Annotated in this window: 21 protein-coding genes; 6 read left to right on the top strand and 15 right to left on the bottom strand. The window is 70.2% G+C overall.

Features of this window, described 5'->3' with window-relative positions:
- Positions 1-124 precede the first annotated feature (124 nt).
- Positions 125-2,056, top strand: a complete 1,932-nt coding sequence (locus HR086_RS04025) for a glycoside hydrolase family 15 protein (protein ID WP_174464916.1) — start codon at positions 125-127, stop codon at positions 2,054-2,056.
- A gap of 100 nt (positions 2,057-2,156) precedes the next feature.
- Positions 2,157-2,450: a hypothetical protein gene (locus HR086_RS04020; protein ID WP_174453839.1), complete on the top strand. Its 294-nt coding sequence runs from the start codon at positions 2,157-2,159 to the stop codon at positions 2,448-2,450.
- A 41-nt stretch (positions 2,451-2,491) separates the two neighbouring features.
- Here the strand turns inward: HR086_RS04020 and HR086_RS04015 are convergent, their stop codons facing one another.
- Both HR086_RS04015 and HR086_RS04010 read right to left on the bottom strand, forming a co-directional pair.
- A complete protein-coding gene (locus HR086_RS04015; protein WP_174453840.1) occupies positions 2,492-3,217 on the bottom strand; it encodes a hypothetical protein in 726 nt (241 codons plus the stop codon).
- Between the two features lie 96 nt (positions 3,218-3,313).
- Positions 3,314-4,240 (bottom strand): NmrA/HSCARG family protein, encoded by a 927-nt coding sequence (locus HR086_RS04010; protein WP_174453841.1) that lies wholly within the window; start codon positions 4,238-4,240, stop codon positions 3,314-3,316.
- A 197-nt stretch (positions 4,241-4,437) separates the two neighbouring features.
- Here HR086_RS04010 and HR086_RS04005 point away from each other — a divergent pair, with 197 nt between their 5' ends.
- On the top strand, positions 4,438-5,043 hold the full coding sequence (locus HR086_RS04005; RefSeq protein ID WP_141640413.1) for a hypothetical protein: 606 nt from the start codon (positions 4,438-4,440) through the stop codon (positions 5,041-5,043).
- A 14-nt stretch (positions 5,044-5,057) separates the two neighbouring features.
- Here the strand turns inward: HR086_RS04005 and HR086_RS04000 are convergent, their stop codons facing one another.
- The 10 genes from HR086_RS04000 to HR086_RS03955 form a co-directional block, all read right to left on the bottom strand.
- Positions 5,058-5,498, bottom strand: a complete 441-nt coding sequence (locus HR086_RS04000) for a DUF2203 domain-containing protein (RefSeq protein ID WP_254624955.1) — start codon at positions 5,496-5,498, stop codon at positions 5,058-5,060.
- Between the two features lie 64 nt (positions 5,499-5,562).
- Entirely contained in the window at positions 5,563-6,591 is a 1,029-nt protein-coding gene (locus HR086_RS03995) for a hypothetical protein (RefSeq protein WP_174464915.1), read from the bottom strand.
- Between the two features lie 143 nt (positions 6,592-6,734).
- Complete coding sequence (locus tag HR086_RS03990; RefSeq protein ID WP_174464914.1) at positions 6,735-7,898, bottom strand: alkaline phosphatase PhoX; 1,164 nt, start codon at positions 7,896-7,898, stop codon at positions 6,735-6,737.
- Between the two features lie 116 nt (positions 7,899-8,014).
- Positions 8,015-9,952: a beta-propeller domain-containing protein gene (locus tag HR086_RS03985; RefSeq protein WP_174464913.1), complete on the bottom strand. Its 1,938-nt coding sequence runs from the start codon at positions 9,950-9,952 to the stop codon at positions 8,015-8,017.
- Positions 9,953-10,075: 123 nt separating this feature from the next.
- Positions 10,076-10,576, bottom strand: coding sequence for an endonuclease V (locus tag HR086_RS03980; RefSeq protein ID WP_254626161.1), 501 nt, complete (start codon positions 10,574-10,576; stop codon positions 10,076-10,078).
- 67 nt (positions 10,577-10,643) lie between these two features.
- Positions 10,644-11,930, bottom strand: a complete 1,287-nt coding sequence (locus tag HR086_RS03975) for a DUF1444 family protein (protein WP_174464912.1) — start codon at positions 11,928-11,930, stop codon at positions 10,644-10,646.
- 21 nt (positions 11,931-11,951) lie between these two features.
- Positions 11,952-12,677 (bottom strand): c-type cytochrome, encoded by a 726-nt coding sequence (locus HR086_RS03970; RefSeq protein ID WP_141640419.1) that lies wholly within the window; start codon positions 12,675-12,677, stop codon positions 11,952-11,954.
- Positions 12,674-13,915, bottom strand: a complete 1,242-nt coding sequence (locus tag HR086_RS03965; protein ID WP_174464911.1) for a YncE family protein — start codon at positions 13,913-13,915, stop codon at positions 12,674-12,676. The genes HR086_RS03970 and HR086_RS03965 overlap by 4 nt, the downstream gene beginning before the upstream one ends.
- Positions 13,912-14,541, bottom strand: coding sequence for a hypothetical protein (locus tag HR086_RS03960; RefSeq protein WP_141640421.1), 630 nt, complete (start codon positions 14,539-14,541; stop codon positions 13,912-13,914). The genes HR086_RS03965 and HR086_RS03960 overlap by 4 nt, the downstream gene beginning before the upstream one ends.
- 12 nt (positions 14,542-14,553) lie before the next feature.
- Positions 14,554-15,906, bottom strand: coding sequence for a hypothetical protein (locus HR086_RS03955; RefSeq protein WP_174453847.1), 1,353 nt, complete (start codon positions 15,904-15,906; stop codon positions 14,554-14,556).
- 218 nt (positions 15,907-16,124) lie between these two features.
- Here HR086_RS03955 and HR086_RS03950 point away from each other — a divergent pair, with 218 nt between their 5' ends.
- Both HR086_RS03950 and HR086_RS03945 read left to right on the top strand, forming a co-directional pair.
- Positions 16,125-17,339: a cyclic nucleotide-binding domain-containing protein gene (locus HR086_RS03950; protein WP_174453848.1), complete on the top strand. Its 1,215-nt coding sequence runs from the start codon at positions 16,125-16,127 to the stop codon at positions 17,337-17,339.
- A 27-nt stretch (positions 17,340-17,366) separates the two neighbouring features.
- The gene (locus tag HR086_RS03945) at positions 17,367-18,545 is read left to right on the top strand and encodes a cyclic nucleotide-binding domain-containing protein (RefSeq protein WP_174464910.1); all 1,179 of its coding nucleotides are present in this window, start codon (positions 17,367-17,369) and stop codon (positions 18,543-18,545) included.
- 111 nt (positions 18,546-18,656) lie between these two features.
- On the opposite strand, the gene HR086_RS03940 is transcribed toward HR086_RS03945, so the two are convergent.
- Together HR086_RS03940 and HR086_RS03935 are read right to left on the bottom strand one after the other, a co-directional pair.
- Positions 18,657-19,850 carry an OmpP1/FadL family transporter gene (locus HR086_RS03940; protein ID WP_174453849.1) on the bottom strand — a complete coding sequence of 398 codons (1,194 nt, stop codon included), beginning with the start codon at positions 19,848-19,850 and terminating at the stop codon, positions 18,657-18,659.
- Positions 19,851-19,877: 27 nt separating this feature from the next.
- A complete protein-coding gene (locus tag HR086_RS03935) occupies positions 19,878-22,760 on the bottom strand; it encodes a hypothetical protein (protein WP_174453850.1) in 2,883 nt (960 codons plus the stop codon).
- 192 nt (positions 22,761-22,952) lie between these two features.
- Between HR086_RS03935 and HR086_RS03930 the strand changes: the two genes are divergently transcribed.
- Positions 22,953-23,477, top strand: coding sequence for a hypothetical protein (locus HR086_RS03930; RefSeq protein ID WP_174453851.1), 525 nt, complete (start codon positions 22,953-22,955; stop codon positions 23,475-23,477).
- Here HR086_RS03930 and HR086_RS49375 read toward each other — a convergent pair whose 3' ends face one another.
- Entirely contained in the window at positions 23,478-24,293 is an 816-nt protein-coding gene (locus HR086_RS49375; RefSeq protein ID WP_174460672.1) for an OmpA family protein, read from the bottom strand.
- Positions 24,294-24,390 lie beyond the last annotated feature (97 nt).

Raw genomic sequence — 24,390 nt, 5'->3', positions numbered from 1 at the left:
ACCGACGCGGTGAGTCCGGGAATGGGCTGAAGCCTGGTTGCACCCGCGCCCGCGCGTCCCCATCGGTGTGAGGAGGTCTGTCTCCAGGACTGAAACAAGCGAGCCTTCCGGGAAGGAAGCGTGGATGCGACGCATCGCCGACTATGCCCTCCTGGGTGACTGTCATTCCGCGGCGCTGGTGGGACGGGACGGCTCCATCGACTGGGCCTGCTTCCCGCGCTTCGATGCGCCCGCTGTCTTCTGCCGCATCCTGGACGCGCGGCGGGGCGGCAGCTTTGGCGTGTCACCCGAGGGCCCCTTCACCGCCACGCGCGCCTACGTGGAGGACACCAACGTCCTGGCCACCGTCTTCACCACGTCGCGTGGTGTGCTGGAGGTGGTGGACTGCATGCCGGTGTCGCCCGGCGCGTCGGGCGGAACGAGCGTGAGCACGCGTCACGCGCTGCTGCGGCGCGTGCGGTGTCTCGACGGCGAGGTCCGGGTGCGCGCGGTGGTGGCCCCGCGCTTCGAGTATGGCGCCTTCGTCCCTCGCGTGCGGCTGACGTCATGGCGCACCGCGGAGGTCGTCGGCGGCGCGGACGCGCTGTGGATTGCCGCCACGCATCCGCTCATGGCGCATGAGTCCGCCCTGCGCGCCCGCTGGACGCTGCGCGCGGGAGACGAGGCGTGGATTGAAGCCGCGTGGACGCCGTCCTTCGTCGAGCGGGTTCCCACGGACGCGCCGGCCCTCGACGACTTCCGTCGCCGCCTGGAGGACACGCTCACCTTCTGGCGGACGTGGATTGGCCGCTGCGAATACACGGGCGAGCACGCGAGGGCGGTGCGGCGCTCGGCGCTCACGCTGAAGGCCCTGACGTACGCGCCCACCGGGGCGCTCGTGGCCGCGCCCACCACGTCGCTGCCCGAGGAGCTCGGGGGCTCGCGCAACTGGGACTATCGCTTCACCTGGTTGCGGGACGCGTCGCTGACGCTCATCTCGCTCCTGGTGCTGGGCTACCGCGAAGAGGCGGATGCCTTCCGGTACTGGCTGCGGCGCACCAGCGCGGGGCGCGCGGAGGACGTGCAAATCATGTACGGCATCCAGGGCCATCGCCTGATGCCCGAGGTGGAGCTGAGCCACCTGTCCGGACACGCGGGCTCGCGCCCGGTGCGCATCGGCAATGGCGCGGTGAAGCAGCTCCAGCTCGACGTGCCTGGAGAATTGCTGGAGGCGACGTGGCTGTATGCGCGCGCGGGCGGGCCGGTGACGCCGAGCAACTGGGCCTTCCTCTCCGGACTCGTGGAAGAGGTGTGCCGACGCTGGCGACTGCCGGACCAGGGGCTGTGGGAGATGCGGGACGCGCCTCGACACTTCATCCACTCGAAGCTCTTGTGCTGGGTGGCGCTGGACAGGGGGTTGCGACTGGCGCGGGAGCGAGGACTGCCGGTGCCGCTGGTGCGCTGGGCTCGGGAGCGCGAGGCCTTGCGTCGCTACCTGATGGAGTGCGCGGCGGACGGCTGGTTTCCGCAGGCGCGGGGCTCGGACGTGGCGGATGCGTCCACGCTGCTGGTGCCGGCCCTGGGCTTCCTTCCCCTGGCGCATCCGCTGGTGCGCGGCACGGTGCGGCGGGTGCGCGAGCGGCTGGAGTCCGGTGGCCTGCTGTACCGCTACCTCGCGCCGGACGGACTGTCGGGCGGAGAGGGCGCCTTCCTGCTGTGCTCCTTCTGGTTGGTGGATGTGCTGGCCCACGAGGGACGGCGGGAGGACGCGGAGGTGCTGCTGTCGCGGCTCTTGGGACTGGCCAACGACGTGGGGCTGTACGCGGAGGAGGCCGTCCCGCTCACCGGCGAGGCGCTGGGAAACTTCCCCCAGGCCTTCACGCACATGGCGCTGGTGTCTTCCTGCGCGCAGCTCTCCGCGGTCCATGCGCTGGAGCAGCGGCGCCCGCCCGAGCAACCTCGGGACTTCGCGGCCGTGGCCCTGGAGCACCTCCTGGAGTCCCGGGGCAGGCTGGGGCGGGAGGCCGCCGCGGCGTTGCCCTGGCCGCTCGAGCCAGACGCGGTGGCCACCCACTGAAGAGGGCGCTTGTCCGGACGCCCGCATGGCATCCGAGCGGAGAGGTCAGGCCCGTGGTCGCTCGCCGGAGCGTGTCCATCTTCGCCCTGGGGAGGTGCGCATGGTCGTCGGCTTCATGGCATCGCGAACGGGGCGTTGGCTGCGAATCGTGACGGGCTCCTGTCTGGTGCTGGGCGGGTTGCGTACCGGGACGGCCCGGGGCGCCGCGGTGGCCCTGCTGGGCCTGGGACCCCTGGTCGCCGCATCACTGGACCTGGTGTTGCTGGGGCCCCTCTTCGGGCTTCCCATGCGCGGCTCGGACATCCGCCGCGAGCTGGGCGTCACGGGAGAGGCCTCGCTGCTCAACGGCCACCGGCGCGCGTCCTCGCGCTGCGTCTCGATGACGCTCCACTGACGATCGGCCCGCGCGCCGTCACGGTGACGGCGCGTGGGCGCTCAGCTCTCTCCCACCCGGAATGGGATGTTGAGCGTCCCCAACGACTCGCCGCTGTTCGCGTCCACGGGTCGCGCCTGGAGCACGACGCCGTTCTCCCGGCCGGTGACGACCTGGAAGTAGATGAAGCCCTGTACGGTGCCGCCGTCCGCCAGCGTGCCCTCGGGCAGGGACTTCTGGAGCATGTCCCGCGTGGGCAGGGGCTCCTCGCATTGATACGTCGTGTAGGGCCCCGGGTAGTACGGGCCATAATATGGGTAGAAGGGACTGCCCCACGCGCCTCGCGGTCCGTAGCTCCAGTTGCCGGTGCGCCATGCGGGCCCCGCGCCGATGTACACCGCGCCGCGCCCCGAGCCTCCCGTGCCCTCCAGCGTCCCCTCCATCGACGAGGACGACGCCACCGGCTGTCGCAGGGTGAAGGGTGGCAGCGCGGAGTAGCTGAAGCGCGACTCCGTGCCGACGAGCGAGAAGTCCTCGTAGCGGATGCGCAGCGTCCTGCCGCTCTGGTTCTCCAGTCGTACGTAGACGGGCGTGAGGGCGCGCTCCAGGTTGGAGGGGCTGCCCTTCCACGCGGCGCCATCCGCCACCAAGGTCACCCCCGAGGACTCCGCGACGGCGGTGTCCTTGTCTCCCTGGAGGACCTGGGCTTCCATCGAGGGTTTCAGATTCGATTCAGTGACACAGCCTGCCGCCAGCAACATCGCGGCGACGGGCACGAGCGAGCGCATGAGATGCCTCCTTCTGTTCGAAGGTAGGCAGCGGCGAGGCACGCCGAGCACGCGTGAGCGGCGCCACCCCGGCGCGTCGCCAGGGGGCGCGGGGCCTCACTGTTCGGCAGGCGGGGTGACCTCGGCGGCGGCGTGCGGCCAGGCGGGCGAGGTGAGCGCGCTCCAGTCCTGACGCCGCGCCCAGTCCTCGAAGGTGTGCCAGCGCAGGTCCGGATAGCTGTGGCGCAGCGTGAGGATGTCCGCGTGGTAGCCCACCCGGTCCAACCACTCGTACATGGTGGCCAGGTCCTCGCTGCGCTCGCGGATGAAGTCCAGCGGGAGTTGCTCGAAGTGGATGCGATGGCCGCTCACCATCGACAGGAGGCCCGCCGCCTGCTGGCCCGTCACCTCGTCCGACGCCACGTCGATGCGCTGGTCCGCGTGGCGCTCCGCGTCCTCCATCACCCGCGTCGCGAAGGCGGCCAGGTCGTCGGTCGTCACCATCTGCAACCCGCGTGAAGGGGGCAGCCCGAAGGCGAGCACTCCCGCCCTCAGTCCCTCCTCGAACATGGGGCTGGTGAAGTTCTCCATGAAGAACGTGGGCCCCAGGATGGTGAAGGGCAGGCCACTGCGGCGCACGTGCAGCTCCACCCGGTGCTTGCTGTCGAAGTGGGGGATGCCCGTCAGCCGGTCCGCTCCCGCCACCGACGCGTAGACCAGGTGTTTCACCTCGGCGAGCCGCGCGGCGTCCACCTGGTTCATGCCGTGGCGTATCTCCGCCTCGACACCTGATTCGAAGGGCGTGGCCATGGCGTAGAACGCATCCACGCCGCTGGCGGCCCGGGCGAGCGTGTCCACGTCGTCGAAGTCACCCACGGACAGCTCGGCACCCAGGGACTCCAACGCGCGCGCGGAAGGGGAGTCGGGTTGGCGGACGTAGGCCACGACGCGGTGTCCCCGGTGAAGGAGGTAGCGCGCCACGGCGCCGCCCTGCCGACCGGTGGCGCCTGTGACGAGCACGGAAAGGGAGTGAGCCCTGGGCATGTGTGAACCTCGCGACAGACAGGTCTGCTGGATGTCGGGAAGTTGGGGACGATGGGTGTGTCTGGCGAGCGTGGGAAAGGAGCCGCCCATGCCCACGGCCGGGCCCGCCGGGCAGGGGGGCAGGCGGGCCCTGGACGTATCCGCCGTGAAGTCCTCGCCCCGTGTGCCCCTCGCGCGTGCCATGTTCCCGCTCGCCCATGAGCAAGCGAGACAAACCGCAGGACTCCGAGCTGGTCGAGGCCGCCCGCTCCCTGGACGAGGGACTGGAGCGATTCGAGGCGCTGGCCCAACAACTCCAGGACGCGCCCCTCCAGGCGGAGAAACACCTGGAGCGAGCCTCCGCCACCTTGAAGGCCCTGGCCGACATGGACGAGCAGTTGCGGGCCCGGGTCAGCGCCCTGGTGGGCGCCATCTCCCAGGTGCGTGACAGGCAGCAGGCCCAGGCCGAGGCCGTGCACGTGCGCGCGCAGGAACTCCAGGCGCGCACCGAGACCTTCAAGGACCTGCTGGTGCGCTACGGCGGCCTGGGGCAGAGCGCGGCGGAGCTCAACGTGCGGATGCAGGAGTTCGCCACGCAGCGCCAGAACGCGAAGACGCCGGAGGAGCAGGCCGCGCTGGCCGTGACGTTCCAGTCCCTCCAGGACCGCATGTCCGAGGTGGCGGACGAGGCCCAGTCGTTGAGCCAGGCCGCGGAGCAGAGCGAGTTCAACGACATCGCGCGGCAGGCGGACTCCCTGCGTCAGCAACTGCTGGCCGCGCGCAACAAGATGACGTTGCTCCAGAAGAGCTTCAATGGAGGCTGAGCCGAGGGTGTGGCTCAACTGAGGTACGTGGGGGCGAACTCGTCCGGACTGTCGATGGGACGTCGCCCCGAGAAGCCGTCGTACATGCCATGCCAGTGCGAGACGGCGGACTCGCCGATGCGCCAGCACAGGTACACCGGCTCGTCACCGCGGTGGGCTCGGAAGTCGACGAGCCCCTGCGCGCCTTTGATTTCCAGGCCCATCTCGTGGAAGTGGTGCAGCTCGGTGCGGACCCTCTCCAGCAGGGCGTCGCGCTCCTCGCGCAGCGCCTCCTGATTGGACAGGGCCTTGCCCTCGGGGGTGCCCAGCGTCTCCACGAGCTGTTGCACGCGCTCCACCCACGGGCGGATGTGCTCGAAGGTGCGGCTCAGCAGGGGCACCAGTCGGTTGGCTTCGTCGACGCTGAAGTAGCGCATGGCCGTGGAGCATGCAGGGGTCTGCCACGCCGCCGCCATCGCTCGTTTTCCGGAGCGCGGACAACCGCACGGAGTCGGCGGGCGTGTGGAGACGTGTCGACGCTCAGCCGCGCAGCAGGGAGGTGTGGTTGTCCTGCAGCCAGCGTTGGGCGGTGTCTCGCAGCGGGAAGGTGTCTTCTTGCTGGAGGAATGCGGGCGAGTGGCCTGGGGTGCAGCGTCCCTCGGCGTCGAGGTTGGAGCCGCCCTCTTCGTGGAGGTCGGCGTGCAGCATCGAATGGAAGACGAGGTAGTCCACGACGAAGGCGGGGACGTGGGGGCGGTCCAGGGCGGGGTGGATGCGGATTTCCCGCAGCCGCGCGTCATAGCCGCCCAGGTGGATGGTGCGCCGGCGACCCTTGGAGGGGCGTCGCGCCCAGCCGATGTCCACGCGCACGCGGCCGTCGAACCAGTCCGCGTTGAGGCGTGACTGCACGGCGCGCAGGTCGTAGCAGCGGCCCCGGGTGCGCAGGGCCTTGCCGGGCCGACGCTCGCGGCGCACGAGTCCCTGGCGGTCACGGGCGTAGGCTTCCAGCAGCTCACCGGCGCTCGCGTCGGACCGGACGGCATAGCGGGCGATGGCGCGCACGACGTCGTCGGGGGCTTCGAGGAAGAGGTGGTGCACGCGCAGCCGCAGTCCCTGGGCGACGCGGCGGAAGCTGACCAGCGTGGCGCGGTTGTCGGTGAGTCGAAGGTGGACCGGTGCGCCCAGCTCCACGGCCAGGCGGCGCGCGAGGCTCGCGGCCTGGAGCAGCGCTTCTTCGCGCTCGGGCAGGCGGCGCTCGGGGGCGGGCTCGTCGTGCTCGGAGAAGAGCGGGGCGGTGGTCGCCTCGACATCCCCGGCGAAGCGAGGCGCGGGGGCGGGAGCGTTGTGCTTGGAGAAGAGGGGGGCGGTGGTCGCCTCGACATCCTCGGCGAAGCGAGGCGCGGGAGTGGGCTCGTCGCGAACGGGAAGTGCCGCCGCGCGCCGTTGCTCCTCGCGACCTGGTCGCGCGGTGGAGGCTGGCTTCTGCGCGCGGCCGGGCTGAGGCGTCGACGCGGGCCGTTCGGTCCGCACCGTGTCGAACAGCCCGAGCTGTGAGGGGGGAACTCCCATCGCTACCGGAAGGTATGCCTCCGGAGGGGGAGGTTTCCAGAGGAACGCTCGTCCGCCCGGTCACCATCCGACACGCGGGCTCTGAAGGAGGGCTGTCCCATCACGTCTGACGAGCCGTCTCGGGGGCTTGCTGCCACGGTCCCCTAGCCACGGGCGCGGAAGGGGCCCTTCACTTCGTACGTCACCCCGCGCCTGTCCGAGCCGCGCTGGGAGCTGAAGTACAGCCGCTTGCCATCCGGGCTGAACGCCGCGCCCGCGAGCTCCGAACCCGCGTGTCCCATCACCTGGAGGAACGGCGTCACCTTCCGGTCCGGCGTGAGCAGGCACATCTGCAAGTCATCCCCGTCCTCGCAGATGAACAGCTCCCGCGCCCGCGAGACGGTGACGTTGTCCACGCCGCGCAGGGGCGCGTTCGGATACGTGGCCGCGTCGTAAAGCACCTCCAGCCGCCCCGTCAGCGGCGTGAGCGCCCACACGCGGTTGTCATGCTTCGTGGTGAAGTACACCACGCCACCGTCGTACCAGCAGCCCTCACCACCCGGGAACGCGGTGGTCTCCCTCCCCGCCGCCTGCATCGCTGCCGGAGCCTGGGGCGACACGGGCACCCACTGCACCTTCACTCCCGTGCGAGGGTCTCCCATCACGCGAGCCGCCTCCAGCGTGCCCTCCTCGAGCGAGGGCCACTTCGCCGAGGTGAAGCGGTAGAGCCGCCCCGTGGGCGTGTCCTCCGTGAGGTACAGCCGCCGGCCAATCGGGTCCACCGCCACCGCTTCGTGCGTGAACGCCCCCAACGCGGGCCGCGCGACGCCCTGTCCCGGTCGTGAAGGCTCACACTCCCAGACGAGCCCCCTCGGGTGCTCCTCGCAAGACAGCCAGGTCCCCCACGGCGTGGGGCCTCCCGCGCAGTTGACGTGGGTGCCGGAGAGGATGCGCCAGGCACCCGTGACGTTGCCCTTCGCGTCGAAGCGCACCGAGGACACACCACCATCCGGTGTCGTCTCGCTGTTGCACGCATAAATCCAACCGCCGTCCGGCTGGGCGAAGCAGGCGCCCCCATCCGGGGCCATGTGCCACGCGTAATCCGTGCCCGGCACCACGTCACCGCTGCGAGCGATGACGCGCGAAGTGAAGCCGCGCGGCAGCCGAAGCCCCTGGGCATCCGGGCTGTCCGCCAGCGGCCCGTAGGGGCCCGCGCCGACGCTCGGTGTGGCTGGCGCGGCGTACACGTTGCGCCAGAAGCCGAGGCTCCCCAGGGCCAGCGTGCTGCCCCCCAGGGCGGAGAATCGCAGGAAGTGACGGCGGTGCATGGCCCGCGTTGTCTCGCAGGTCCCGCCTCAGGGGAAGCGCTTCGGAGTCACGCTCCGGTGGGCAACGCGCCCGTGTCATCCCGCGTGGTGCCTCCCTCCACCCCAGGCAGCCGGGCTCAGCGGCCCGGTTGCAGGTAGCTCACGCGGAAGGACTCCTCCACGGCGCGCTCGGTGACGTGGGCCTCCACCAACTCGTAACCCATCAACGCGAAGATGCGCTCCCGGTAGAAGATGGGGCGCGCGTTGCCGTACCAGTCCGTGCACGATTTCGTGCACGCGTCGTCGCCCGTCTCCACCGAAGCGCCCAGCGAGCCCAGCGTCGTCAGCTCCAACTCCGGGTCCACCCGCACGAAGGACACCTCCGCGGAGCCGTAGCGCAGCGAACTCCAGGCCCCACCCTGGAACCGCAGCGGGAGCCCCATCACCCCGCCCCCCGAGCCGTCCGGCTTGAAGAAGAAGCCATGGCTGCGCGACTCGCCCTGCTCGGCGCCGGGGCGCAGCAGCGTGCCTTTCAGCTCGGGCCCGCCTTCCCCGAGCGCCACGGTGGTGAGGCGCAGGCCCAGCGTGTTCTCACCCACCACCAGCGCGCCGCCCGCGCCCAGCGGCTCCAGTCGCGTCACCGTGTGGCCCAGGGACAAGCGATGGACATCCCAGGGCGCGCGCACGTCCGTCACCCAGACCGCGCGCTCGCCCGCGGTGGTGCTGTCGTCGTATGCCTCGCCCGAGCCCCACAGCACGTGGTTGCCCACGAAGCGATTCTGGAGCGTGCCCTCCTGGGGGCCGGGGAGCGTGGTGAAGTCCTCGGGGCGAAGGCTGGTCAGCTCCAGGGAGAACGCGTCCAGCGGCGCGCGCAGCAGCGCGAAGCGGCCGTCGCCCGGGGTCAGCTCGGGGCCCCACATCGAATCGCCCTTGCCCGTGGCCACGAGTAGCGCATCCAGATGTCCATCCTCGTTCTGCCGGAAGGAGAACTGGTCCACCGGGCCGCCGCGCGCGCGCAGGGCCCCAGGCTCGCCTCCGTCCAACGGCAGCCGGTACACCACGGAGTCACGCGGCGTCTTCGAGTCGGTCCGCTCACCCTCCACGGTCCACGACTCGTAGCCCGGGTTGACCCAGAGATACACCGCGTCGCGAGACACGTAGAAGGTCCGCGCGTGCGGCGCCATCAGCGCGGTCGCGGTGCAGGTGAACCCGGGGGCGTCCAAATCACAGCGCACCACCGTGTGCAGGATGGGCCACAGCGTCGTCTGCACGGGCTTGAAGACGTCGCCGCGCGAGAGGAGGGGCCGCCGTGGCGACGTGTCGTCGCCGCGCAGCCAGCCATGCGTGGACGGAAGCTCCATCTGGTCCACCGAGGCGCTATTCCAACCCAGGCTCAGGTAGTACGGCATGTAGAAGACGAGGGTGCCGTCCACCAGCCGGCTCGCGTAGTTGCGGCTGGAGTAGTAGTCGCCGGAGTGCATGAAGTGCGTGCCCTCGTGGGTGAGCACTCCCGCGTCATCCATGCGGAACAGGCCAATCTCCGTGGAGTACTCGGCGTAGCTGTAGCCGATGACGATGATGCGACGGCCATACACGAGCATCTCGTCGTACCAGGTGCCGCGGCTGAAGCCCGGCGCGTGGGCGTCCACCTGGCTCACCGGCTCCAACGCGCCCTCCGTCTGTCTCACGGTGAAGAGCCGGCCCCGGCGCAGCACCACGAACCAGTCCCCCACGGCCTTGACGATGTCGCCCTCGTCGACGCCAGCCTCCTGGTTGTTGGTGATGGAGGGCTCATCCGTCCCAGGCGCGGGCGGAGGAGAGACCGGGTCGGAGCTGGCGCCGCCACAGCCGACGACGGGGCCTCCGCCAGTGGACAGGGAATCTCGAATCGCCAGGAGCAGCTTCGCGTGTTTGTCGAACGCCTGCTCCGACCCGAAGCGCTCCAGCCGCGTGAAGGTGATGGCCGCGGCTTCCTCACGGGTCATCGGTCGGCGCTTCGCGGGACAGGCCGAGACGACGAGGACGAGCAACAGGCCCGCGAGGAAGTGATGTCTTTGGAGGCGGGGTGGACGCATGGGGTCCAGTCCCAGAGCAAGGCGCATACCAGGGGTATGGGCTCCTTCCTCCGAGGGAAGCATCCCCCCAAGGCGGCCTGGATGGCGAGTAAGCGCGACGCGCGTGTCAGGGGTGAAGCGGGCTCACGACTCGCGGCACAGCCGGTCCACGCGGCCCAGCAGGGTGGGCAGCCGGGAGGGGCCGTGCATGCGCTGGACGAACTCAGCGGCGGTGGCGGAGCCCAGGCCCACGGCGCTGACGAAGAGGGGCCGCTGGCTCTGGCCGCGCAGCACGGGCAGGGCGACGTCGCTGGAGTGGAAGGCCGTCTTGGCCACGCCGATGACGGGCACCGCGCGGCCGAGCGCCTCGTACAGGTGCGCGCCCAGGCCGGGCTTGTCCTGGCCCAGCCACACGTAGCCGTCGACGATGATGGCCTCCAGCGGCTCCGGCACCAGGGCGAGCACGCGCAGCAGGTGAGGCAACTCGCGGCGGTAGAACTGGCCGGGCTCATATGCCGCCGCGGGAGGGCCCCGGTCCACGTGGTGCGCGGCCTCCGAGGCATCGGCCCAGTCGCGAAACACGACGCACGCGGCCACGGTGACGTCATCGCGGTAGTCCACATCCACGCAGGCGAGCATCATCATCTCCTCGGGAGCACGGCCTCCGGCGGACGCCGAGGCGTTCGGTCGGCTGACGTCGCGCGAAAGGGCCTCAGTCGCCCGTGTACGCCGCCAGGTCCACCTGGGCGGCGCGCAGCTCGTTGAGCACCGCGTTCGAAGGCCACGCGATGGTGCGGTAGCGCGGCGGCCACAGCTCCGGCATGAACGAGAGGTATCTGGAGGCGATCCGCTCCACGTCGGGGTAGGCGACCATGAAGAAGTCCTCCTCGCCCGCCTGGATGGCCACCACGTCCGTTACCGGCAGCAGCGTGTCCACGTCCTTGCTCCAACTGGACCAGCTGATGGGCCGGTTGTCCTGCTCGCGGACCAGGACGCCGAAGCTGGCGACGAACACGTCCACGTCTTCCGCCGCGTGCTGGGCCTCCAGCAACTGCTTCTGGGTGGAGTACTCGCCCATCGCGAGGCGCAGGTGGCCCCGGCGCACCAACTGCGCGAACTCGTCGTTGCCGGCGAGCCGGTAGGGCACCACGTGCCCGGCGTCGTCCACGGTGTAGAGCGCGGGGGAGATGCCGCGAGTGCTGGCTTCGTGCTCGCGCTCGGCGAGCGTGCACAGTCGCTTGAGCAGGGCCGGGTCCCCGTCACCCGCGATGACGAGCGTGGAGCGCGTGGGGACGATGGCGATGGGGCGGCCATTCACGCGGGGGGTGAAGGACGCGAGGAAGCCCGGGTGCAGCAGGCGAGAGGCCTCATAGGTGTCGTTGGAGTCCACGGACCACATCGGGCTCGGATTCTCTTCTTGGAGCTCCACTCCGGACGCGTGGATGCGGTCCAGGTTGGCGAAGGCCGCCTTGAAGGCCTTCGCCTCGGAGACGCCCCACTCCTTCAGGTGGTCGTGCTGCACGTACATGGTGGCGTCGGGCAGGTCCAACACCAGCAGCTCCCGCAGGAAGGGGATGGTGCGGCGCTCCACCATGGGGCGTGGGCGGGACTCTCCCGGTGGCGCCATCAGGCCGAACGTCGCCGAGCGCACCACGGGCAGCAGCCTCTTCCGCGCCTCCTTCCACGAGAGCTTGTCCCTGCTCTCCCCGGCGAAGGCCGACAGGAAGCGGCCGATTTGCTGGGCGCGTTCGTCGGGAGACACCTCGCGCGTCTCCGCGAAGAGGTTGTCCAGGTACATCTGGACGGCTTCCCCGTTCTTCAAGAACCGCAGGCCGTAGTCATCCGGCAGCCGCGTCACTTCCGTCACCGTGGGGACGGCCTTCAGCGCCGCCTCCATCTCGCGCCACAGGTACTCGCGCGGGCTCACCGTCTCGGGCGGGCTCGCGGATGACTCCGAGCCCGCCTTCTCCAGACCGAAAAGCTTCTTCCAGAAACCCATGCGGGCTTCCTTACTACAGCACTACAGCCCCAGGTACGTGAGCAGTGCTCCCATATCCGCGTCTGAGAGGGATTCCAGGCTGTACGCGGGCATGTTGCCGCCAATGTGGAAGAACTGGCCGTGTCTCACCTTCTCGATGACGACGAGTGAGTGAGGAATCCCTGGAAAGAGCTCATCATAGTCATGCGTCACTTCCGGGAGGATGGAGGCCATCTCCGTCAGCCGCCCCTCGCCGGTGTGAAGCGCGCCGTGACACTCCTGACACGCGGCTTGATACACCACCTGTCCGCGCTCCAGGCTGCCGCGAGGGACCTCCTGGATGTCCTTCACCACCGTGTAGGGCAGCGCGGGGGCCTGGGCATCCGGGCTGATGCTCACCAGGTACTCATACAGCGCGCGGCTCTGCGGCGAGTCCTCTGGCAGCTTCTGCACGCCGCGCATGAAGCTGACGTAGCAGAAGTTCACCGCGTCCAGCAGGTTCGTCTCGTAGCCGCCCCACCAGTGGGGGCGCGAGGCCACGTTGTAGAGCGTGTAGCCGGAGTCCATCCGCCCGTTCAGCGGCGTGGGCGTCGTCGCGTGGCACGTCGCGCAGGAGAAGTCGTTGAACTGGCTCTCCGAGAAGCGCGCGTCGCGGAACAGCAGCTCTCCGTACTCCGCCGCGTTCACCGGCTTCGCATCGTCACCGCATGCCGACGCGAGGGTGACGAGCGCCACGAAGGGCAGCACCTTCCAGGCCGTGTGGCTCATGGCTGCCCCCGCAGGATGCTCACCGAGTCGGGAAAGATGCCGACCCGCACCGTGTTCACGACAGTGCCCTGCGCCAGATTCACCGAGTGCAGCGTTCCAGGACGCACGTGGTCTCCCTCGCAGACGACCAGCGCGTGGCTCTCGTCCGGAGTCAGCTTCGCCTGGTGTGCGTTGAGACAGCCCGCGGGCGCCAGGTCCACCTCGCGACGGATGAAGCCCGTGGCCGTGTCGATGACGGCCAGGGCCTCCACGCCTTGATACGGCATGTACAGCGTCGCCCCGTCCGCGCTGATGTCACCGAACATCGGCGAGCCCGCGAGGCGAATCGTCCGGGCCGCGTTCATGGCGTGCGTACGCGCCTCGAGCACCTGCACCTCGCGGCTGCTCATCGAGCTGACGAAGACATCTCCCGTGGTGGGCGACATCGTCAGCGCGTAGGGCTGGTGCCGTGGCGCCGTGGCGGTGCCCGCGTTGTTGGCCACCTTCACGCGAGGGGCCTCCGTGGTGGGCGCGGAGAGGTCGACGATGGCCACCTCGTCCGACCAGCAGGCGATGTAAGCCGTGCGCTCGTCGGCGGACAGCCGGATGGCGTGCGGCGCGGGGCACACGTCCACCATGGCTTTGCGAGTCATCGTCTTCGCGTCGATGATGGCCAGCCGCGCGTACATCTCCCGTTCGGTGCCGCCGCGACGCGCCACCTCCGCGATTTTCAGCGTGTCGAAGTGCGTCTGGTACAGCGTGTTCCCGTCCTTGCTGACGATGACGTCGCCGGGGTTGGGGTCCACGCGCACCGAGCCCACCAGCCGGTTGTCGCTCGCGTCCAGCTTCAGGCAGTAGCCATCATCCGCGCCGCTGCCGTGCGCGCCGTGAGGACCGGAGCCTCCGCCCGGCACGTAGTTGGAGATGCCGACGTAGTAGTGGCTCCCGTCCGGCGACACGGCGGTGTGGTGCGGCCCTTCCAGCTCCACCGGGTTGAGTCCCACCGGCACGCGCGCCAGCTCGCGCCAGCCCGGGGTCGTCGCGCCCTCCAGCTCCAGCAGGCTCAGCGTGTCGTCCAGGCTGTTGGTGATGATGACGCGTCCACCGGGCCCGGGAGGCGGCACGCCCGTGCCCGTCACCCACGGCTCCGGATGCGCATACTCGAGGCCTTCGGGCGGCTTCACGCCATCGAAGGGACTCGAGTCGTCGCTGCAGGCCGCGAAGGCGAGCCCCAGCGCGCAGACCCACGCGTGCCTCATGGTGCCTCCTGGATGCGGATGGTGACGGGCTGGGCCAGACGGTAGGGGCCCTCGGTGATGCGGTTCTGGAGCAGGTACGCGCTCACCACCTGGACGGAGAGGTCCTGTCCCGCGCTCGCCTTGAGCGTGTCCCAGGTCGCGGCGTCGAGCTGCCACTCCAGGTTCGACGTGAGCATCTCCACCGGGCACTCGCGGCCGGGCACGGTGACTTGCACCCAGTGGATGTCGCCGGTGAAGGGCGGCAGGTGCGCATGGGCGGTGGGCAGCACCCACTCGCCGACGCGCGCGAGCATGGAGCGGGCCGTGTCGAAGGGGCTCGCGGGGGACACGGGGCGGGGCAGCGCGCTGGCCAGGGACGAGGCCCACGTCCACTTCGGCGGCGCGTCGTTGACCGAGTACGTGGTGCCCGTCGTGGGCAGCGCGAGCTGCGCGGCCTCCGTGCTGTCCGCGGGCTGGTCCTTCGCGTCGACGAGGGAGCGCCACGCCTCGTCGGTGGCGTCACCGCCGTAGAGGGGCTCGCCGCACTTCGACTCAGGCTCCCCGTCGTCGCCACAGGCCGTGGCCGTCAGGGAGAGCAGGGCGACCAGGGAGGAGGTCCAGAGCGGCTTTCGCGAAAGGGGCTTCATGAGGGGACCTGTTCAGTTCTGGCGCCGCCGACCACGGCGCAGCAGGGTGAGGGTGGAGAGCAACAGCAGGACGGGCACCATGTTCCCACCCATGGCCCCGCATCCGCCCGAGCCCTTGGGGGTAGGCAATGGTTTGGGAGTGGAGCCCGCGTCCTCGGGGGTGCCGGCGTCCTCGGGAGTGCCCGCGTCCCCGGGAGTGCCCGCGTCCTCGTCGGGCTCCCCGGGGGGCCCTTCCGGGTAGAGCGGCGCGCCGAGCTGCTCCGCGAGCTGCGGCCACTGGCTGGGGCACAAGTCTCTCACGGGGGTGCCCTTCGGGCAGTGGTGCGTGCCCTGGATTTCGTAGAGGCCGAACAGGGGCTGCCAGGTGTCGCCCTCGTCGGTGCTGCGCGCCAGCGCCCAGTCATGCAGCCAGGTGGAGCCGCAGCCGTAGAGCGTCTGCCCGTCGCGCAGCACGCACGCGTTGCCCGTGGGCAGAGAGAGCATCTGCAGCGGGCCGGTGGAGGGGCCCCGGAAGAAGTGGTTGAGGGTGCCCACCCACGCCGTCTTCCCGTCGGCGGACAGCTCCATGTTGATGAAGACGTCGTTGATGGTGGAGACGATGTTCAGCGTCTGGCCCGCGTCGTCGCTGCGCAGCAGGTACGTGGCGCCCTGGGCGGACACGCGCGCCCACAGCACGTCCGCGGACGTCGGGTCCGCCGTCTCCACGAGCAGGTCATACGGCAGCATCAGCTCCGGCAGCGGGTGGGCCACCTCGGTCCAGGTCTCGCCCGCGTCATCGCTGCGAAAGAGCAGCAGCTGGTTCTCCGCGTTCTTGCCGCTCACGTAGAGGCGCTGGGGGTTGGCTGGGGACACGCGCACCGCGTTGAGCACCAGGCCCAGGCGCATGAGCGGCGAGGGGGCCCACGTCTCACCCCCGTCGTAGGAGCGATAGACGCCGTTGGGCCTGCCGTGGCGGGAGGTGACGACGTAGAGGATGCGGTCGTCGGTGGGATGCGCGGCCAGCCCCGCCACCCAGGTCTCCTTGAAGTAGGGGTGGGTGTTCCAAACGCAGCCGCCGTCGGGCGAGCGCAAGAGCGCGCTGCCGGTGGCCGCCACGATGTCGCCCGCCTCGCGCCACAGGTAGGCGTTGGGGCTCCATCCGCCGTAGCCCATGGCCGTCGGGCATATCCACCGGAAGGTCTTCCCGCTGTCGCGCGAAATCACCGCGCCGAACGTCGCGCCCAGGAAGAAATCCTCCGGGTGACCTCGGCGGAGGGTGACGTTGGAGGTCTCCGGCAGGCCCGCGTGCGCTCGCGCCGTCCCTCCGACACCCAGGACCCACAGGGTGACGAACAGGCTCCAGCGGCGCATGTGGCGAGTCGTCATGATTCGGGCTCCAGGGGGTATGGGGGGCGGCCCATCCCGGACGATAACGCCTGGACGGCCGACATATAGCGGCGGGCTTTGGATGGACGGGTGTGGCGCTTCGCCACATGCGCGGAGTCCTGCATCCACCACTTCCATGCCGTGGGTGCGGGGGGCTCGCCTCCTGGCGGCCGGTCTGCTACGGACGCGGGAGACTGAGTCGCAGGGGGGAGCACGACATGGCGGGGGCCGCGAAGGTGTCCGACCTCATTCTGGACGAGGGCGCCAAGGGATGGAGTGTGCCCGTGGGAGGCCCGGGCCGTGCGGTGTGGGAGGCGCTGATGCAGGCAGCGGTGGATGTGGCGGTGCGGGCCTACGAGGACCTGTCGCCGGTGCAACGTGAGCGGGTGCTGGAGGAGTCCGGGAACGTGCCTGCCCAGGCGCGCTCGGCCCTGGTGGACGTGCTGCGGCGCGCCCGGGACTTCGCGGGCGCGGCCCGTCTCCTGGAAGCCCATGGCGCGGACGCGCAGGCCGCGGCGCTGCACGAGCAGGCGGGCGCGTTGATGCTGGCGGCCGAGGCGTGGCTGCGCGCGGGTGAGAAGGCGCGCGCGGCGGCGGCCTTCGAGAGCGCGGGTGCGCTGGAGCGGGCCCTGGAGCTGTACCGCGCGCTCGACGCGCGCGAGTCCATGGCCCAGTGCCTCACCCGACTGCAGCGTCCGCTGGAGGCCGCGGAGCTGTACCACGCGCTGGGCTACGCGCACGCGGAGCTGGAGGCGCTGCGCGGCGTGCCGCCCGAGCATCCTCGGCGGCGCGAGGCGGTGCTGCGCATGTGCGCGCTGCTCGACGAGCAGGGCGAATCCTGGCGCGCCCTGGTGCTGCTGGCGGATGCGCGGCAGGAGTCCGCGGACGCGCGCGCGGACGAGGTGCTCCAGGCGGAGCACCTGCGCCTCTTGCGTCACCTGGGCCTGGGGGACGGCACGTCCTCGTCCCACGAGTCCGCGCCCGTCACGGAGCGGGCGAGCGCCGCGCCCGACGGGTACGAGTACCTCAAGGCCATCCCCATCTTCGGCGAGCTGGCGCTGGAGGACCTGAAGGACTTGTTCCGCATGGCGCAGCAGGTGGCCATCCCCGAGGACACCACGGTGCTGGAGAAGGGCGCGCGGGGCACGGGACTCCTGGTGCTGCTGGAGGGCACGGTGGACGTGTCCAGTGGTCCGGGCCTGGACGCTCGCCGGCTCAACACGCTGGGGCCGGGCGCGTGGCTGGGGGAAATCAGCCTCATCCTGGATGGTCCCACGTCCGCGCACGTGCGCTCACGCTCGGCCGTCCGGGCACTGAGGGTGACTCGCGCGGACTTCCAGCACTACCTGGCCACGCACGAGGCCGCGGCGCTGCGCATCTACCGGCTGTTCACCCACAACCTGGCGGAGCGGGTGCGCGCGCTGAGCGCCTAGGACCCGGGGTGGCGGTAGGATGGCGGGATGGCGGACATGCGTGGCGTGGGGAAGGCGCGGGCCGTGGAGCTCGCGAGCCAGGGGAAGCTGGAGGAGGCGCTGGGGGAATACCAGGGCCTCTTGAAGTCCTCCCCTGACGACGCGGACGTGCGCCAGCGGGTGGCGGAGTTGCTGGAGTGGCTGGGCCGGACGGCCGACGCCGCGGCGGCCCACGAGACGGCGGCGCTGGCGTGGGCGAAGGTGGAGGAGCCCCTGCGCGCGGTGGCCGCGTGTGTCGCCCTGTCCCGGCTGGGCGCCTCCGACGCCGCGAAGCTGCGGTGCGCGCGGGCGCTGGCCGAGCGCTTCGCCCATTGTCCGGGGGTTGTCGCGGAGCGCCCCGTGCCGCTGTTCTCCCGGTTGAGCCGCGAGGACTTCGTGGCGCTGGTGGGCGTGCTGGAGGTGCGCGCTTTCTTCCCGGGCCAGTCGGTGGTGGAGGAGGGCGCGGCGGGCGCGTCCATGTTCGCGCTGGTGGAGGGCCGCGCGGAGGTGGTGCGCGCGCTGGAGGACGGTGCGCGCGGCGTGGTGGGCACGGTGGTGCCCGGGGACTTCTTCGGAGAGCTGGCGCTGGTGTCCGAAGGGCCCAGGCTGGCCAGCGTGGTGGCCACCGAGCGCGCCGTGCTGCTGGAGCTGACGCGCGCGAGCCTGACGGCGGTGGCCGTGCGTCACCCGGGCGTGGGCGAGGTGCTGGAGGACTTCTACCGACGGCGACTGGTGGACAACCTGCTGCGCAGCAATCCGCTGCTCAGTCGGCTCACGGCGGAGCAGAAGGCGGCGCTCTCCCACGACTTCATGCTGCGCGCGGTGGCGCCCGACGAGGTGCTGCTGGCGCAGGGCCAGCCGGGGGATGCCTTCTACGTGTTGCTGCGGGGCCGGTGCACGCCGTGGCTGGAGCAGCCGGGTGGGCGGCGCATGCCGCTCACGGAGCTGCGAGAGGGGGATGTGTTTGGTGAAATCTCCCTGCTCTTGGACAAGCCGGTGTCCGCGACGGTGCGCGCGGACGTGAAGGGCGTGGTGCTGCGGCTGCCGCGCGCCGCCTTCGAGAAGCACCTGCTCAGCCAGCCCGGCATGAAGGGGCTGCTCATGCGCATGGGCACGGAGCGGCTGCAGAACTCCGCGCGCGTGCTGGCCTCCGGCCGCGTGCTGCACGACGGGGATTTGCGCGTCTGAGCCGGGCCGTGGTGCGTGCCCTGGAAATGACAACGCCCGGGCTCCCATGAGGGAGACCCGGGCGTTTGGGACTTCCGGCTCGCGGTGAGGCGGGCCGGAGGTGTCAGCCGACTACATCGAGTAGCCGAGCGTCAGACCGAACACGTGCGCGGAGCCGTTGTACGTGCCGGAGATGCCCGGCGCGGAGCTCTTGTTGTCGGCCAGGCTGACGAACTGGTAGCCGAAGTCCGCGCGCAGCGAGTTCCAACGGTAACCCGCGCCCACGGAGACGCCGAAGCGGTCCGCGTCCGGGAGGTCCGGGGTCAGCGTGCCGCCAGGACCCGGAGCCGGGTCCAGGATGAGGCCGGCGCGGACCTGGAGAGCGGGCGTCACGCCGTACTCGGCACCCAGGTGGTAGTTCCACTTGGCGCGCCAGCGCTTGGGCAGCGGGTTGTTGATGGCCGGGTTCTCCGGGAACTCGATGGCGAGCTCCTGGAACGAGGACCAGTCCACCCAGTTCGCGTCGAACGCAATCGTCAGGTTCTCCAACGGGGTGACGGCCAGACCCCACGCCACCGTCGCGGGCAGCGTGACGTCACCTTCCACCGGACCGTCCGGCAGACGCGACTGGAACTCCGCGGGCACGTTCTGGAAGTCCGCGTTGCCCTTGAAGGTCAGGTCCGCGGAGCTGCGGTAGTGCAGGCCCATGGTGACCCACTTGGGCAGCAGCACCGCCTGCACGCCCAGGTTGTAGCCGACGCCCCACGACGCGCCGCCCAGGTGCACCTGGCCTTCGCTTTCGACGAAGCCCAGCGCGCGCTTGAGCTCCAGCGTGCCGCGGTAGATGTTCAGACCCGCGCCGACGCGGAACCGCTCGTGGAGCTGGTACGCCGCGGTGGGGTTGATGTTGTAGACGGCCATGGCCGACTCCTGGGCCTTGAAGCGGCCCACGAAGTCATCCACCCAGCGGCTGTTCGCGCCGAACGGCGTGTACACGCCCACGCCGACCGCGAAGCGGTCGAAGGGCTTGTACACGGCGAACAGGTGCGGAGGCGGCGACAGCGTCGTCTTCTGGCCCTGCTCGGTTCCGTTCACCGGGGTGAACTTGATGCCGGGGAGGATGCCGGTGTCGCCAATCTGCACGTCCAGCTTGTTCACACCCAGGATGTTCGCGGCGTTCGAGTAGATGGCGGACGAGTCGTCCAGCCACGCGGCCGCCGCGTTGCCCATGCCCGTGGAGCGGGCGCTCTGGGTGTTGATCTGGAAGCCGGCGGCCTGGGAGGAACCCGCGGCCAGCAGCGCTACGAGGGACAGTGTCTTCTTCATGTGAGTCATTCCCCTGAGTCCTGTCCGTTACGGAGTGGCCGCGTCGCCCGTGTTGAAGAAGTTGACGACCTGGGCCTGAGCCGTGTCGCGCACGGACTTCAGGAACGGGTTGCCCGGGTCAGACGGGTCGGAGATGAGCAGGAACACGTGGCGCGTCTGCGTGGGCAGCAGGTCGACTTCCGCCATGTAGCTCTGCACCGTGCGGGTGCTGTCGCGGTTGGCCGCGGCGATGAGCCCTTGCGTCACGGGGTTCGGAATCACCTCGTCACCCTCGATGTACTGGATGAACGCCTCGCGCTCGGCGGGAGCACCCTCCAGGTTCTCCAGCTTCCAGCCGTAGTTGCGAGGAGCGGCCGGGTCCAGGATGGTGCGAGCCAGGACGATGAACTCGTCGAAGGCCGGGGTGCCGGAGACTCGGCCCACGGACTCCAGGAAGCCCAGGAAGCCCTCGCGGCGGGCGACGAACGTCGGGTTGACGGACGTCAGGAGGGTGTCCACCAGGTCACCGCCCGGGACGTTGAGGACGGTGCGGCGCACGCGCGTGTTGACGGACGCGGACAGGGCGCCCTGGAAGCCGCCCAGGCTCTGACCCACGTAGTCCACCGTGGCGGCGTTGAGCGTGGCGCCCGGGACGACGGTGCCCAGCTGCGTGCGCAGGCCGTCGCTGGCCAGCACGCGGGTGAGCTGCGAGAAGTCCACCACGTGGTGGCGGAAGTTGTCGCGCGTGGCGAACAGGTTGGTGAGGTTGAGGAAGTTCCAGCTGGAGACGAGCGGCGGGGACGACGCGGACGCGCGGCGGAAGTCGCCGCCCTCGCACTTGGCCGTCGTCACGCTGCACACGCCCTGGCCGGCAGCCTGGCACGCCAGGTCGCCACCCGCCTGCGGGTTGCAGGCGTTGGGCGACGCGGAGATGCAGCGGCCGTACGTGGGGCTGTTGGCCGTCACGTCACAGGTGGAGCCGGTGGCGCAGGCCTGGTCCGGGGTGGTGATGGCGCCCAGCCCCGACGCGGCGGTGATGCCCGCGCAGCTGGTGCGCTCGCCGTGGAGCACGGTGTCCATGGCGGCCACCGCGTAGCCAGCCTCGTTGAGCTTGTTGACGATGGGGAGCACGGAGGTGCGGTTGCTGCCCAGGCCGTGACCGAAGACGACGACCTTGTAGCCGGTGGCCGGAGGCGCCGAGGCGGGCAGGAACAGCCAGAACGGGATGTGGTCCAGGCGCGTGGGACGCAGGGGGTTGAGCGCGCCGTTGACGTCGTCCAGGAGGATGGGCGACAGGAACGCGCCGACCAGGGCCTTGCCCACGTGCGGGTGCTCCAGGCCGTTGGCGTCCATGGCGCCGGTGAGCTGGGCCGTCTGGTCCACCATGTACAGCGGCGTGGTGGGCACCGGGGTGGGCGCCTGGTTGAGCTGGGCCAGCACGGTGTGGGTGCTCTGCGTGGTGAACGTCCACGCGAGCAGCACGTCCTTGCGTTCAATCTTGAAGTTCGCGGCCAGGCTGTCGAACAGCGGCTTCATGCCCGCGCGGATGGGCTCCAGCGCGGCGGCGGTGCCGTCCGGCACCGCGGCGACCTGGCTCTTGCCGTCGACGAACAGCGGCGACGACAGGCGCATCAGGGCCTGGGGACCGGTGGCGGCGACGAAGTTGCCCTTTTCGTCCTTGGCGCCACGCAGGAGGATGACCGCGTACTGGGTGGCGGGGTCGAGCGGAACCTCGGGGATGATCTGCAGCTGCTGGGGCGCGGGGTCCGCGGCGCTGCCATCGCGCTTCCGGCTGGAGGCGCAGTTGAGGCACACCTTGACCTTGGGCGTGGTTCCGCCCGGAGTCAGCTTGACGAACAGCAGCTCCTTGCCCAGCCGGACGGTGTTCATGTCCAGCTTGGCGTCATTGTCGATGACGCCGCGGGTGGCGCTGTTCTCGGAGATGATGGTCGCCGTCGTGGACCAGCCGTCCAGGGTGTTCAGGCCCTTGATGAGGTCTTGCACCGTGCCGGCGGTGGGGGGCACGGGCAGGCTCAGGTGCGCCGCCGCCGTGGCCGTCTTCGGCGTGCGCAGCAGGTCGTTGGGGAAGGGGATGGTGCTGGTGCTCGGATCGAACGTCGCTTCCGGCTGGTTCAGGATGGAGAAGGTCCACGCCAGGACGATGTCGTCGCGGTTGACGGAGAACTTCGCCGACACCGCGTTGAGGACGTCCTTGTAGCCCAGGCGCAGCTGCTCCAGGCGCTTGGCGCTGTTGAGCTGGTCCGCCAGGCGCTCGGCCGGGTCGGTCTTGATGGACGGCAGCAGCTCCGTGTTGAGGCGGCAGTCCGGGGACGCCAGGTCCTGACCAGGACAGGTGACGAGCGGCTCGCGCGAGCTGGCGAAGGACCAGGTGGCCGAGGCGATGATGGGCTTGTCCTGGTTGGTCCTCACGCCATCCTTGCCACCGATGATGGCCACCGCGTAGCGGCCACCCTTGGGCCAGCCCTGCGGCTGCGGCGGGATGACGGTGATCTGGTTGGTCTCCGGGCGGTAGCCGATGGTCGCCGTGACGGGCTTCGCCAGCTCCGTGCCCTCGTAGAGGTCGATGACCTTGACCGTGTCCGAGTTGACCGTCGCCGGGTTCAGGTCCTTCACCAGCGTGGTGGCGATCGCGGACGTCGGGAAGCCATTGAGCGTGTTGAGGTAGTCCCGGGTGAACTCCTGCTCGGCTGCCGGCGCCTTCGGGTTGATGGGCGCCGCGACGATGTTCGAGCCATCCGGCAACTTGGCGATGGCCAGGTCATTCGGAGACGGCACGACAGCCGGAGACGCCGAGGGGTCGAACTCCGCCACGACGACATCCGCCGCGTTCGGAGGTGGGTCCTGCGCGATGTCTGGATCACACGCTACCGTGCCCAGGGCCAGGGCCCCGAGGAACAACGCCTTTTTCATGGGTACAACCCCCTCCGAGTCCAGGTTTGGACTTCAGGACTAGGTGACAGTCGCGTGGCGTACCACGTCCGTGGGTTGGCCGGAAGCGACGGGACTTGACGCGTTGTGTCACTCATGCATCAGCGTATGCGGGAGTGGCACAGACTGTCTTTGACACACTGCGCTGGAGCCAATCACCGGTACGCTGAGCGGATGAACCGACTGCTGAGTGTGCTGGTGATGTGCATGGCGATGGCGGCGTCCGCGGAGGAGGCCGGGGGCCTGGCGTGGACGGCGCCGGCGGAGTGGGCGGCGCAGGGCGAGCGGCCGATGCGCGCGGCGACGTACAAGCTGCCGGCGGCGAAGGGGGACACGGAGGGCGGGGAGCTGGCGGTCTTCTACTTCGGGCAGGGGCAGGGCGGCGCGGTGGACGCCAACGTGAAGCGGTGGCTGGGCCAGTTCCAGACGGCGGATGGCAAGCCGGTGGACAAGGTCGCGAAGACGAAGGCGGAGAAGCTCAACGGGATGCCGGTGACGACGGTGGACGTGAAGGGCACGTACATGGGCGGCGGGCCGATGATGGGCCCCTCCACGCCGAAGCCCGGCTTCCGTCTGCTGGGCGCGATTGTGGAAGGCCCCGAGGGCGCCCTCTTCTTCAAGCTGACGGGCCCGGAGAAGACGGTGGCGGCCTCGGAGAAGTCCTTCCGCAAGTTGTTGGAGTCGGTGAAGAAGAAGTAGCTAGCGGCTGTCCCGGGCCGTCTTCAGGGCGGCCTTCTTCGCGGGCAGCTCTGGAATCAGCAGCACCTCGATGCGCCGGTTGCGCGCGCGGCCCTGAGGGGTGGCGTTGGCCGACACCGGCCGCGTCTCTCCGTAGCCCGCGGCGATCATCCGGCGCGAGCGCACCCCGCCATGCTCCTCCAGGAAGCGCACCACGTTGACGGCGCGCGCCACGGACAGCTCCCAGTTGGTGGGGAAGGTGGCCTGCAGCTTCTGCGACGGCGGCGAGTCATCCGTGTGGCCCGACACCTGGATGGCCTTGTCATCCACCTTGGCGAGCACGCCGCCCAGCCGCTTGAGGACCTCCTGGCCGCGCTTGCTGATGCTCGCGTCGCCGGAGTCGAAGAGCACCTTGTCCACCAGGTCCACCTGGATGCGGCCCTTGGCTTGGGACAGCTTGATGGCGCCCTCGGCGATCTCCGACTTCATCTTGTCCTGGAGGTCGTCATAGGTGTCCTTGAGCTTGGCCAGCTCCGCCTCCTGCTCCTGCACCGTCTGGGAGAGCTGCTCCTTCTCCGTGCTGAGCTGCTCCTTCTCCGACGACAGCTTCGCGTGCTCCGTCTCCAGCGCGGCGAGCTTCTCCTCCGCCTGCTTGCGCGCGGCCTCCGCGTCACGCGCGCGCGCCGTGGCCTCGTCCGCCGCCTTGCGCGCCTCTTCCGCTTGCGACTGCGACTGCGCCGAGCCTCGGTGCGCCAGGTACAGCACTCCGCCCGCCAGCAGCACCACCAGCACCGTCACCAGCCAGGGCACCCAGGCCCGCCCTCGCTCCGCTTGCATCAAGACCTCCCAGGGGGATGTATGCGAGCCACCGTAACGATGGCACCCAGGTGCGCCTCAAGGCGCCCCGGGTGCGTGAAGGTGTCTGGAGGTTCAA

This window comes from Myxococcus sp. CA039A (assembly GCF_013336645.1).
In the GTDB taxonomy this organism is placed as follows: Bacteria; Myxococcota; Myxococcia; order Myxococcales; family Myxococcaceae; genus Myxococcus; species Myxococcus llanfairpwllgwyngyllgogerychwyrndrobwllllantysiliogogogochensis.
The sequence above is the reverse complement of the archived record's forward strand: the minus strand, read 5'-3'. Positions and strand labels throughout refer to the sequence as shown.